General features: G+C 33.6%; 12 protein-coding genes and 1 other RNA gene. 7 read left to right on the top strand and 6 right to left on the bottom strand.

What is annotated here, in order from left to right:
- Nucleotides 1-69: 69 nt before the first annotated feature.
- On the top strand, nt 70-1,107 hold the full coding sequence (locus tag U5A88_RS14870) for a transglutaminase domain-containing protein (protein ID WP_354207748.1): 1,038 nt from the start codon (nt 70-72) through the stop codon (nt 1,105-1,107).
- A gap of 32 nt (nt 1,108-1,139) precedes the next feature.
- On the opposite strand, the gene U5A88_RS14865 is transcribed toward U5A88_RS14870, so the two are convergent.
- Nucleotides 1,140-3,692: an adenosylcobalamin-dependent ribonucleoside-diphosphate reductase gene (locus tag U5A88_RS14865; protein ID WP_354207746.1), complete on the bottom strand. Its 2,553-nt coding sequence runs from the start codon at nt 3,690-3,692 to the stop codon at nt 1,140-1,142.
- A 173-nt stretch (nt 3,693-3,865) separates the two neighbouring features.
- Entirely contained in the window at nt 3,866-4,231 is a 366-nt protein-coding gene (locus U5A88_RS14860; protein WP_354207744.1) for a DUF1801 domain-containing protein, read from the bottom strand.
- Between the two features lie 114 nt (nt 4,232-4,345).
- On the opposite strand from U5A88_RS14860, the gene U5A88_RS14855 reads away from it, so the two are divergent.
- Genes U5A88_RS14855 through U5A88_RS14835 form a run of 5 tightly spaced genes read left to right on the top strand, consistent with a single transcriptional unit; the run spans nt 4,346 to nt 7,792 of the window.
- The gene (locus U5A88_RS14855; protein WP_354207742.1) at nt 4,346-4,984 is read left to right on the top strand and encodes a hypothetical protein; all 639 of its coding nucleotides are present in this window, start codon (nt 4,346-4,348) and stop codon (nt 4,982-4,984) included.
- Nucleotides 4,985-4,992: 8 nt separating this feature from the next.
- Nucleotides 4,993-5,292: a winged helix-turn-helix domain-containing protein gene (locus U5A88_RS14850; RefSeq protein ID WP_354207740.1), complete on the top strand. Its 300-nt coding sequence runs from the start codon at nt 4,993-4,995 to the stop codon at nt 5,290-5,292.
- A 51-nt stretch (nt 5,293-5,343) separates the two neighbouring features.
- Nucleotides 5,344-6,741, top strand: coding sequence for a DUF4153 domain-containing protein (locus U5A88_RS14845; RefSeq protein ID WP_354207738.1), 1,398 nt, complete (start codon nt 5,344-5,346; stop codon nt 6,739-6,741).
- The gene (locus U5A88_RS14840) at nt 6,738-7,127 is read left to right on the top strand and encodes a hypothetical protein (RefSeq protein WP_354207736.1); all 390 of its coding nucleotides are present in this window, start codon (nt 6,738-6,740) and stop codon (nt 7,125-7,127) included. Before U5A88_RS14845 ends, U5A88_RS14840 begins: the two co-directional genes overlap by 4 nt.
- Complete coding sequence (locus U5A88_RS14835; protein WP_354207735.1) at nt 7,124-7,792, top strand: DUF1361 domain-containing protein; 669 nt, start codon at nt 7,124-7,126, stop codon at nt 7,790-7,792. The genes U5A88_RS14840 and U5A88_RS14835 overlap by 4 nt, the downstream gene beginning before the upstream one ends.
- Nucleotides 7,793-7,829: 37 nt before the next feature.
- Here the strand turns inward: U5A88_RS14835 and U5A88_RS14830 are convergent, their stop codons facing one another.
- The 3 genes from U5A88_RS14830 to U5A88_RS14820 form a co-directional block, all read right to left on the bottom strand.
- Complete coding sequence (locus U5A88_RS14830) at nt 7,830-8,192, bottom strand: nuclear transport factor 2 family protein (RefSeq protein WP_354207733.1); 363 nt, start codon at nt 8,190-8,192, stop codon at nt 7,830-7,832.
- Nucleotides 8,193-8,290: 98 nt separating this feature from the next.
- Nucleotides 8,291-8,512, bottom strand: a complete 222-nt coding sequence (locus tag U5A88_RS14825; protein ID WP_354207732.1) for a DUF3820 family protein — start codon at nt 8,510-8,512, stop codon at nt 8,291-8,293.
- Nucleotides 8,513-8,638: 126 nt separating this feature from the next.
- Nucleotides 8,639-9,844 (bottom strand): NAD(P)-dependent oxidoreductase, encoded by a 1,206-nt coding sequence (locus U5A88_RS14820; RefSeq protein ID WP_354207730.1) that lies wholly within the window; start codon nt 9,842-9,844, stop codon nt 8,639-8,641.
- Nucleotides 9,845-9,951: 107 nt separating this feature from the next.
- Here U5A88_RS14820 and ssrA point away from each other — a divergent pair.
- Nucleotides 9,952-10,361, top strand: a transfer-messenger RNA (tmRNA) gene (ssrA, locus tag U5A88_RS14815).
- 146 nt (nt 10,362-10,507) lie between these two features.
- On the opposite strand, the gene U5A88_RS14810 is transcribed toward ssrA, so the two are convergent.
- On the bottom strand, nt 10,508-11,989 hold the full coding sequence (locus tag U5A88_RS14810; protein ID WP_354207728.1) for a sulfatase family protein: 1,482 nt from the start codon (nt 11,987-11,989) through the stop codon (nt 10,508-10,510).
- Between the last annotated feature and the right edge of the window lies 1 nt (nt 11,990).

Below are 11,990 nucleotides of genomic sequence, written 5' to 3'. Positions count from 1 at the left end.
GTAAAAATCCTTGCGGACTGACGCACATAAAATACAATTTTTCAATCAATTCAATGTTATATAGTAACTGTGAAAACATTAACTGTATATTTATTGTTATTTCTGTTTATATTAGAAATAAATGGCCAGCAATTTGAAATTGCTGGGCAATTAAATAATTCACGTTCTGCTTTTAATTCCGCAAAAAAAGCTGGTAACGTATATGATGCTGTTGATACAAAAGTAAGGAGCTACAGTTCAAATTATAAAAATTCAGAAGCTTTAGCTGAGCGGATACTCAAAGATTTTAAAACAGAAAAAGAAAGGATTAGAGCTTTATATACTTGGCTTTGTTTAAATATCCGTTATGATATGGCAGCACTTAACAGCGGTCAAACCGAAATTGGTTTTAGCTACACTTCTCAAGCCGATTTTAATAGAAAAATGAAGGCCATAAACAATAGTATAGTCAACAAAACGCTTCGAACCAAAAAAGCAGTTTGTGAAGGTTATGCCCAAACGTTTAAGCGAGTTTCTGAATATTTGGGTATACCGTGCAAATTAATTGGTGGTTATGCTAAAGGAGATATTAGTGATATTGACAACATTCCTGATCAAGAAAATCATGCTTGGAATGCTGTAAAAATTAATAAAAAATGGTATTTGGTTGATGCTACTTGGGGTGCAGGCTACACTAATGGCAATAGATGGAAAGCAGAATTTGATGATTTCTATTTTTTTACCAATCCCGATGAATTTGCTTTAACTCATTACCCTAGTGAAAAGGAATGGTTACTGACCAATACCAATCTTACCATAAAACAGTTTTACAGTAAACCTATTTATAAAAAATCGTTTTTTACCAATAAACTTAATTTGATTTCACCAAAATTAGGGGTAATAAGGGCTTCAACAAATTATGATATCACTTTTTTAATGGGAAAAATACCCGAAAACATTAATTTATATTATGCCTTTAAAGGTGATAAATACAGCCAAAAAATTGAATTGAACTGTAACAGCAAGCAATGTACATTCAACATTCCTTTTACTAAAAACAGGGATGCCGAGCTGTATATTTTTGCTAATAGACGGCCAATTTTGGAGTTTTATGTAAAGAAAAAATAAGAATTTTGTCTTTAAAGTATCATTCGTTTTTATCAACCACACTTAGACATCCCGCAGCTTTTACACTTTAAACAACCCTCTTCAAAAACCAGTCCTTCTGGGTCGCCGCAATCACCACATTTTTTATCCTTTACCTCAGCATCTTTAGGAATAAAACGTTTTAAGGCTCTTGCAACACCGTTTTTCCAAGTATTGATATGATCGTCGTATAAATTCAGGTTCTGAATCAAATCAACCACATAAGGCATTGGCATTCCATGGCGTAACACTCCAGAAATTAGTTTGGCATAATTCCAGAATTCTTTGTTAAATGATCTAGACAATCCTTCAATAGTGGTTTTATAACCATCACTATCAATATATTGGAAATCGTATCTGGCAACACCATCTTCATCCCTGTTTTTTATCACCCAACCTTTTTCTACCCATTGAGGAAGGTTAAAAGCATCTTTCATTTTACCTGTAAAAATCTCGTAAGGTTTACCGTCTATCAACCCGATTACGGCCAACCATTTTTCAGATTCATTATGGAATCGGATAATTTCCGCTTCAATTTTTTCAGGTCTTTTGGCTACTAAGGTTTCTTCCGTATAAACTTCTTCCTTTTCGGTCTGTTCATCTGCTTTTACCAGAATACCGCTCCTTGAGCCATCTCTATATACAGTAATACCTTTTAAGCCTTGTTTCCAAGATTCAATGTAAATATCACCAACTTTATCAACCGTAACATCAGAAGCCAGGTTTATGGTAGAACTTATGGAATGTGTAGTGTATTTTTGAACCAAAGCCTGCATTTCAACACGCTTGTTCCAATCGATTTCAGGTGCGGTAGCCCCAGCGTAAGGACTCTCTTTTACATCGGTTTTACCCGTTGTATTCATCCAAGTTTCTAGTTTTTTGTGATATACTGTAAACTCTTCAAAAGCATCACCCAGATCATCAACAAAATCGACTTTGGCATTTTCATCTCCGGTATTTACTTTTCTACGACGCTTATACGACAATAAAAATACGGGTTCAATACCTGATGAAACCTGTGCTAACATACTCAGCGAGCCTGTTGGTGCCACAGTGCTTATAGAAATATTTCTTCGTCCGTTTTCCATCATTCGTGCATATAAATCAGGGAATTCACTGCTCATCATTTGCACAAATTCTGAAGTATCTTCAATATTTCTATTAAACACTTCAAACTGCCCTCTGTTGATGGCCATATCAATACTACTGTCAAATTCAGCAGTAAATTTTTTCTTCATGATTTTGTCCACTACCGTTAACGCCTCTTCGGTATCAAATTTAACTCCCAATGCGGCAATAGCATCTGCCAAAGCGGTAAATCCAAGCCCTGTTCTTCTTCCTTTTTTACCAGTTTCGGAAAGCAGTTGCCAAATTTCCCTTTCGGTACGTTTGATATGATCTGGTTCTGGATCGGCATCGATTTTTGCCAAAATTTTATCGGCAGCTTCCAATTCCAAATCCACTAAATCGTCCATTAAGCGTTGTGATTCATAAACAACTTCATAGAATTTTTTATAATTAAATTTTGCTTTTTTAGTATAAGGATGCTCAACAAAACTGTATAGATTCACAGCAATTAAACGACAGCTGTCGCCCCCTTGCATGGCAATTTCAGAACATGGGTTAGTAGAACTATTTTTAAATTCAGGATACACCGATGAAGTTGAATAATGATGTTGTCTATCCCAGAAAATAAGTCCAGGCTCAGCTGTATTATGGGCACATTTTATAATTTTTTCCCATAAATCTTTGGCATCAATTTCTTTGGTGTATTTGGGTTCTGTACTCTCAATTGGCCATTGTAACGTGAATTTCTCTTCGTTTAAAACCGCATTCATAAAGGCATCCGACAATCTAATAGAAATATTTGCTCCTGTAACTTTTGTCAAATCCTGTTTTATGGTTATAAAATCTTCAATATCGGGGTGAGCAATGTCCATTGTCAACATCAATGCACCACGGCGACCATTCTGTGCCACTTCGCGAGTGGTATTTGAAAAGCGGTTCATAAAAGAAACAGCACCTGTTGTGGTTCCCGCTGCATTGGATACCAGTGCATCCTTAGGGCGTAATTCTGACAAGTCAACTCCTACACCACAACGTCTCTTAAACAATTGAGCTAATTGCTGATCAGTATAACAAACACCGCCATAAGAATCTAAAACAGATGGTACAACAATACAATTTGAAAGTGAAGCGATGACCTCTTTATTGCCCAAACCGTACATTACACTACCCTGTGGAATTACATAGTTAAAATCTTTAAAAAGCTGATAGATTTTCTCTGTAGTTAATGGTTTTCTGGTTTTTCCGTAAGTAGATAAATTGTCTGTTATTTTATCTGTAGGGATATATTTTTCTTCAATTTTACCAAACTCTTCAGCCATTCTTTTGTGCATCTCATCAGGCGATTTCTCTAAATAATTACCGTTTTTATCTTTTAAACAATACTTATTTATCCAAGTGGTAGCAGCGAGTTCGTCACCATTAAAATAAGCTAACGAAGTCTCTAAAACTTCTTGATAATCATAAATTTTGGGGTTGGTTTTGATAGTTTCGACAGACATTTTCTTTTAATTTGATAATTTGAATTCTCAAAATTAATACAGAAAATAACTTCTTTTAGAATAAATTTTAATTTTTAATAACAATGATAAGTTGAAAACTTTTTTTCATTAGTATTTTTTAATTTGATTTAGTTTTGATAAATTTTAAGACTGTTTTTTTAGTGAAAAACGTATTATTTATAAAATTTTTTATCCTTTACGGTGTATGCATCCTTAAGTATTTCAATTAAAATAGTCTCATCAATTTCTTCAAGGTTTTTATAACGTAAAGATTTCATTGTCTTCCGTTTTGCAGTGGTTAAATACTCTAAATTGACAGTCAAGTGAGCAGCATTCCAAAAACCAAGATCTACAAATTGCTCTTTAATGTTAACGTTCAAATAACAAAACGGACGGTTACCTATATAGTAAAAAGGGATTCTGTACTTATACTTTAAATCAACGTTAGTAATGGTATTCTCAATAATCACTTGTAAATGCAATAACACAGAACGGTAAGGTTCAGGTTGATCTAAAATATATTTTTCAGCTGGATTCATAACTGTAATGTGAGGTTGATAGCGTGAGAAAATAGTTATATGATTTTAAAATTACTAAAATATCTTGCACAATTCAAGTTTTAGTTTAACTTTGCAATTCAAAGTACTTTTATTATGAGCGAAAAAGATTATTTAAAAGATATTTCGGAGATTAAAGATATAATGAACCGATCAACACGGTTTCTTTCTCTAAGCGGTCTATCAGGTATTTTAGCTGGATGCTATGCTTTAATTGGAGCGTTTGTAGCTTATAAACTATTGGGAGAATACAATTATACCTTCAATTATAATGAAGAAACTTTAAGAAGTAATTATATAACAATTTCCTCTTTAAAAAACACATTAATAGGTGTAGCTTTGGCTGTTGCCTTTTTATCAGTTGTATCAGCGTATTTCTTAACCAAACAAAAAGCAAAAAAGAACAATGAAAAAATATGGGATCCTGCATCACGTCAACTAATGGGCAGTTTTGCAATACCTATGATTACAGGTGGAGTATTTATTTTTCTTCTAGTACAAAAAGGAATTTACGGAATTGCAGCTCCTGCCGCTTTAATATTTTATGGATTAGCAATTATTAATGCAAGCAAATATACTTTGAGTCAAGTAAAATATTTGGGGCTATTGGAAATCTTATTAGGATTATTGGCCTTAGTGTTTTTTGGTAATGGATTATTATTTTGGGTTTTAGGTTTTGGCTTTTTACATATAATTTATGGCGGATTGATGTATTTTAAAATGGAGAGAAAGTAATATAATACGTGAAAGGTCTTATAAAAAATATAAACAAACTTTTTGACCATAGGGTTAGGCTTGGTATAATGTCTGCTTTAATGGTTAACGAAACATTGGATTTTAATTCCTTAAAAGAGTTGCTAGAAGTTACTGATGGTAATTTGGCGAGTCATATTAAGGCTTTAGAGAAAGCAAATTATATTAAAATAAGAAAATCGTTTATAGGTAAAAAAACGAACACTAAATATAATGCCACCCATTTAGGAACATTAGAATTTAAAAAACATTTAACCGCTTTAGAGCGTATTATTAATAATAAATCCTAATTTTTTTATATCATTACTTTGAAATACAAAGTGCTTTTAAATATTCAAATCATGAACAAAAACATTTTATTACTCCTTGGTTCTTTAATTTTTAGTCTATTGTTTTTTAAACAAGATGTCGGACTAAATTTTTTGCTGTTTTCTCTAACTACAATTACATTACTTGGCCTTTTTAATGCCAAAAGGTTCAAAAATAAAAAAGTGCTCTTAGCCGGGTTTTTATACTTAATCATGGCTCTATTCGTGTTTATTTACAATTCAACACTGAGTATTTTTACTGCCGTTATTGCATTCTTTTACCTTTTGGGAATAATTAGTGAACATAAATCTTCAGTTTATATTCAATTGCTAAATGGCTTTTTCTCTTCAATTGCATCTGGTTTTACATTGTACTATGAACGATTATCTCTAGAAACCAAGGCGGTAAAAAAGAAAACCATCAATTATATTTATTGGTTGAAAATGGTTGGAATTCCGATAATTGTACTTTTAATATTTGTGATTTTATACCGTAGTGCCAATCCATATTTTAATGAAATTATCAATAAAATCGATTTCAGCTTTATCAATTTACAATGGGTACTATTTACAATAATGGGGTATTTTTTGCTGCTAAATATCTCAAATCCTATTGTCATTGAAAATGTTACAGAATTCGACCTGAAAATAGGCAACAAACTCATTAAAGAGCGGTTAAAACCTCAGTCCGATGAAATTCTAAAACAAGAAAACCAATTGGGAACGGTCCTGATCGTGCTATTGAATGTGCTACTCGTGTTTTTCTTGATAACCGACGTTATCTATTTATCAAGATTGACGGATTTAAACGCTCCAGAACTTTCTAAAACGGTACATGAAGGTATTTATGCATTAATTACATCAATTGTATTTGCTATAATAATCATACTCTATTTCTTTAGAAGCAATCTTAATTTTTATAAGGAAAATAAAAACTTAAAAGTACTAACGGTACTTTGGATTGTCTTAAACATAATTCTCATTCTTGTTACGACCTATAAAAACTTCATTTATGTTAGCTTCCACGGTTTAACGTATAAAAGAATCGGTGTTTTTGTGTATTTATTATTGTCGCTGATCGGTTTAATAACCACCTTTATTAAAGTATATGCCACATTAAATTTCTGGTTTTTATGCCGAAGAAATGTCAGCATAGGCTTTGTCATACTACTGATTTCAACTACAATTAATTGGGATAAATTAATCACTAAATACAACACCAAATACGCTCATAATACTGATTATGATTATTTGGCAAATCTTTCTGATAATAATACTTTTCTGCTTAAAAACATTGTTGAAAACGCTCAGGATAAACCCTCCTTAACCGCTCAGAATAAAATTAAAAACAAGTACGATCAATACTGTAAAAAATTGGAAAGTAATAATTGGCAAGAATTAGTTTTTGATAATCTAAAATATAAGAAATGAATGTGCTTTCAAAAATACTTACAACGGCGTTTAAATCAGCCATATTGGCCTCTGCATTATTTGTATTTGGAATATTTACTCTGGAAGAGACCCCAATAATAATTGTGGAAATTTTACCCGCTTTTTTGATTGTTTCCATAATTACATTTATTGTAAGCATACTTGCTATTCTCCTAACTGTTTTACCGTTCTACTATATACCCCCTAAAGAGGCGTTGATCGTAAAATTCAGAAAATACTTTCCGTTTTATTCAATCTCTTTTTTTACTATTTGCATTATCGTAATCCTAATGACTGATTTTATAATTGGCTCCTTACTATTTGGTATTGCCTATATAACCGCCATGTTTGCTTGGACATGGTTTTTTAAACCTGAACAAAAATGAAAACTAGTTCTCATAAAAAATTACAACTGTTGCTGTTGCTATTCTCAGGTTATTGCCTAGCTCTAGTAATCTTTCGTGGATGGTTTACGTCATCCTACTTTTATCTATTCTTAGTGTGGAATTTGATTTTGGCCTATATCCCTTATTGTATTACTAACACAATTAAAAAGGTAAAATTAAAAACAATCAGCTTTGTACTAGTCTTTATAGTTTGGCTGTTGTTTTTACCAAATGCCTCTTATATTATTACTGATATTTTTCACCTGAAGCAACGAGCAAATGTGCCAATATGGTTTGACCTATTGTTAATATTTTCTTTTGCGTTAAATGGTTTATTGCTGTTCTACCTATCTGTTTATGATATGCATAAACATCTTTTAACTAAGGTCTCCTTAAAATTGACTTGGTTTATAACTATTTCCACACTATTACTTTCGGGATTTGGCATTTATTTGGGTAGGTTTTTAAGATGGAATAGCTGGGACATTATTTCAAACCCAAAATTACTGTTAATAGATATTATTGATAGAATCGTTAACCCGCTATCACATCCCGCCACATGGGGCGTAACGTTTGGATATGGAATACTATTTTTATTCGGATTTTTATTGTTAAAATTAATACGAGCAGATAATAAAGAAGTTGATATAATAAAAAAGCAATGAATTCAATCATTGCTTTTTTATTGTATCACAGCCTAAGCTAAGGCATGGCATAAAAAAATTGTTCATTAACAATTTTGCCATCATTAACTTCGTAAACACAAATTTCTTCCATTTGCTGTCTGCCTTTATCTTTAAAAGTAACATCAAAATTCATTGTGCATGAAAAATGGTTTCCTGCCACTTGCGGATCGGAAATTTCACCTTTATGAAATTCTTGTACATTGTTAAACCACTCCATACTTTTTTGGGTAACGGCTTCTTTACCTGAAGTTACTTCTCCTGGAAAACCAGGCATTTCTTTGCTTACGATGTTATCGGCATAAAGTTCGTTAATCGCGGTCATACCATCGCCCTGTCGCATTAGCTCGACCAATCTATTGGCTACTTTTTGTGTACTCATAGTTTTAAGATTTAGTTTTATTATCTTCTAAAGGTAAAACTTTTAGGCTTTAATTTTAAGAATTACAGTGATTTAACAAAAATTTAATGCTATTAACATTATTCTTCTCGTCTTTTAATCTCTCTAACCAAATGCTCCAAACCGTTTAGTTTTAGTTCATACACCAAGCCCAACATCATGCCCAGTTTACCTTTTGGGAAGCCTTTAGTATGGTACCATACGATATAATTTTCTGGTAAATCGATAAGATCTCTGCCTTTAAATTTACCATAGGGCATTTTGGTATGGGCTAAGTCTATGAGAAATTGTTTGTCTTGCATATTAATTTCGAGATAACTTTGTGCAAAGAGGATGTCAGGTCGAGCGGAGTCGAGACCTAATTAAGCGTCAAAGTAATAACCTCTCGACTCCGCTCGAGGTGACACATTTATAAATATTTAACTTTCTTACTCCTTACCATCCACATAATCTTGCAAATATTTGAAATTTTTGGTCAGTTTACCTCCCTCTGTAATTTTAGCTCGTTGTAAAACGCCATCCTTATCATTATTATAGAATGCGGGAATCACATCTTTTAGAAACATAGATCCAAATCCTCGACTAGCGTTATCGGGCAACTCGCAGGGCAAATTATCAACTGCCATAACCACAATGGCTTTATCGTCTTTAAAATCTATTTCTTGACTGGTTTCCGGATTATAGCCATAAACAGGGTTGGCAATTGTAGAGGGTCTTATCGTTGGTGCTACCGGCCCATCAATATCGCAACTAATATCTGCAATTACTTTAATATTAAAATTAACTGATTTTGTGTTTCTATGGGTGATGATAAAAGGTGCTCCTTCTCCGTAAAAATGTGCAGCAATATAGACATCACTTACCTTGGCGAAACGCATAAAGGTTGACTTGTATTCTGATGCATTTTCGAAAAAATCATACTTGTCAAGTTGTTTTCCATCTTTTCGCTTATTATAATCTAATACATCTAATTGAACGTAAACGGGTTCGTCAAATTCTTTTTTTAAATAATCATTGACCGAGACTTCTCTAATCTTTAATATCTCTAAAATTTCCCGAACTCCAGTACCTACCTTACCCTTACCTGTTACTACAATTTTAATTGCTGGTACCTTAATTTTGTTCAGTTCTTTCTCTAATTCTATACCGTTCTTTAAATCATTGGCTTTGGGCAAGTCCATACCGCCAAATTTTAATCCGTAGGCTCTAAAAGCATTGTAAGCCCCTACAACACCAGCATAATAGCCAAAACCTATTAATCTATTACCGTTACTATTGGTAATGGTTTCATGGTCATAAAACGTGATATTCTTATCGAGCATCGCTCTTAATAAATCTCTGTTGTAAGGTTGCTTTTTAATGGTATGCGAAAAGAAAAAATAGGATTTATTAGCTATTAAACTGTCAATAGGAACTTCTTTTACGCCCAACAGCACATCACAATCCGAAATATCTTCTGTTACTTCAATCCCAAAATCCTTATACTCTTCGTCTTTAAAAACTCTAATAGCTGAAGATTCAACGGTTAACTCAGCATTTGAGAACTCTTCTACTAACTTTTGACAGGCATTTGGCGACAATACTACACGGCGGTCTGGTGGGTTTTTACGTTCTTTAATCAGGGCAAATTTCATAAATAGGGTTTTGGTATAAAATTTGTTGCAAGGTATTATGAAATAAGGTATTTAACAAGTTTTGATTTTAAAATATTATGTACCTTTGCAAAGTTCTTTAAAATAATGGGGATGACTGGTTTTGACAGCAAGGTCAGTTAAACTGTAAGCATGTCGAGCAATGAAATAGCACTCGTAAAACTCAATTTCAACACTTTAAACGGCGAGAATAACTACGCTTTAGCTGCATAATCTGAATTATAGTAGGATTTAGCCTCGTCTCTACAAGGTAGAGAAGCTTTATGTCTCCTGAAAGCCTTTGTTAATGGCGTTCTCCTCGATAGCTATCGGGATTGAGACATCGTAAAAATTGACATAGAAATACTAGGCTTCGGTAGTATTTCGAAATTAAAGAAGCTAAGCTAAAAGTAGGCTGTTTTCGGTCAGCTTTTAGTCGAAAACCAATCGGAAACTATACATGTAGAAAGCACTTTAGTTGCTTGTTTGGACGAGGGTTCGAGTCCCTCCATCTCCACGATCACTCACAACTGCGTTGTGGGTTAGAAGATAAAAAACCTGCCAAGTTTACTTGAGCAGGTTTTGTTATTTTAAGACATCTGGCTTGCAAAGGCGGGCAGTTATAATTGCAGAACTGGAATTAATAGGGGCGGGCGAAAGCCAATCCTAAAATTTACCAATATTATTAGCACACCAATCTTGATACTCTTTTTCTAATTCTTTAACCATTTCAGGGTGTTTTTCAGCTAGGTTAATACGTTCTCCAGGGTCGTTAGTGATGTTAAAAAGTTTTAGTTCAAAATTATTAGCTATGGGTTTAATATATTGGTTGTAAGGTCTACTTTTCCAATGGTTTTCGTTAGAATTGGTCAACTTCCAGTCTCCTTTTCTAACCGCCCAAGTTTTCTGCCATTTCCACACCAATAAACGGTCTTTTTGTGGTTTCATCAAGTTTATACCGTCTATGGTATTGTCATTTGTTTTTACGCCAATATAATTTAATACCGTCGGCATAATGTCCAACGCAGATACATATTGAGTTTCTTTTGCGTTAGCCTCAATTTTTCCAGGAAACCGAATAGCCATTGGTACGCGGATGCCTCCTTCCCAAAGCGAGTATTTACCTCCGGTAAGCGGACTGTTATTAGCACCTGTTAACGGCGAACCTCCATTGTCAGAAATAAAAATTACGATAGTTTCCTTTTCTAAATTCTCTGCTTTTAATGCGTCTAATACCTTACCAATATTATCGTCTAAACTATTAAGGTTTGCTAAATAATACTTGCGTAAATCTTCATCCTGAATGGCTCCCAACCGCGAATATTTATCATAATATGCTGAATACGATCCCGGTTTGTGCTTTCCGTATTCCAATAAACTATCAGGATCGTAATTAGGGATGGGTCTTACATCATATTTATCTAAATATTTTTGAGGCACTTCATGTATTAAATGATGTACTGCACTGTAAGAAAGTGTAAGAAAAAACGGATTTTCTTTTCGTTTACTGATGTAGTTTATTGCTTCATCCGTTAAAATATCCGTTAAATAGCCTTCATCATAACTTTTTTCTCCGTTGTTGTGCATTAAAGGCCCTAATACTGCACTTGTGCCGCTTGGGTCTGGTGTTCTATCTTTAATGTCCTTAGAAAGCAGCCAATAATCATGTGCGTGAGCACTAAAACCTAAAAATTCATCATAACCATGTTTTAAAGGGTATTCCCTAACATCATTTCTGTGAAAGTTTCTTCCGAGGTCGTTTTTACCAATTCTAGCCGTTGCATAGCCTGCACCTTTTAAATATTCGGCTATGGTTTTTACCGAATCGGGCAAACCAGGACCCCAACTTGCGGGTTTATCCCATCTAAATTGATTTTTACCTGTTAACATACCTACCCTAGAAGGACTACAAACTGGTGCAGTAGTATAGGCTTGGGTAAAAATGGTGCCTGATTCTGCCAGTCTTTTCATATTTGGAGTACTAATAGCCGCATCGTGATTTTCAAAAGGTTCAAAATCAGCATAACCTTGGTCGTCAACAACAATTAACAGTACATTGGGTTTTTGCTCTACTTGAACTTCTTTATCAGCTTTTTTACAAGCAAATACGCTCGTTAGTATAATTAATAAAAAGGCTATTTTTTTCATA

The organism is Aureibaculum sp. 2308TA14-22 (genome assembly GCF_040538665.1).
Lineage (GTDB): Bacteria > Bacteroidota > Bacteroidia > Flavobacteriales > Flavobacteriaceae > Aureibaculum.
Note: the sequence above shows the minus strand (reverse complement) of the source record. Positions and strands in the feature narration are given on the sequence as shown.

Bases quoted from the DNA above. Each gene is read 5' to 3' on its own strand.
- U5A88_RS14865 (WP_354207746.1), bottom strand. From the start codon at position 3,692: ATGTCTGTCGAAACTATCAAAACCAACCCCAAAATTTATGATTATCAA.
- U5A88_RS14860 (WP_354207744.1), bottom strand. From the start codon at position 4,231: ATGAATCCAGCTGAAAAATATATTTTAGATCAACCTGAACCTTACCGT.
- U5A88_RS14855 (WP_354207742.1), top strand. From the start codon at position 4,346: ATGAGCGAAAAAGATTATTTAAAAGATATTTCGGAGATTAAAGATATA.
- U5A88_RS14845 (WP_354207738.1), top strand. From the start codon at position 5,344: ATGAACAAAAACATTTTATTACTCCTTGGTTCTTTAATTTTTAGTCTA.
- U5A88_RS14840 (WP_354207736.1), top strand. From the start codon at position 6,738: ATGAATGTGCTTTCAAAAATACTTACAACGGCGTTTAAATCAGCCATA.
- U5A88_RS14835 (WP_354207735.1), top strand. From the start codon at position 7,124: ATGAAAACTAGTTCTCATAAAAAATTACAACTGTTGCTGTTGCTATTC.
- U5A88_RS14830 (WP_354207733.1), bottom strand. From the start codon at position 8,192: ATGAGTACACAAAAAGTAGCCAATAGATTGGTCGAGCTAATGCGACAG.
- U5A88_RS14825 (WP_354207732.1), bottom strand. From the start codon at position 8,512: ATGCAAGACAAACAATTTCTCATAGACTTAGCCCATACCAAAATGCCC.
- U5A88_RS14820 (WP_354207730.1), bottom strand. From the start codon at position 9,844: ATGAAATTTGCCCTGATTAAAGAACGTAAAAACCCACCAGACCGCCGT.
- U5A88_RS14810 (WP_354207728.1), bottom strand. From the start codon at position 11,989: ATGAAAAAAATAGCCTTTTTATTAATTATACTAACGAGCGTATTTGCT.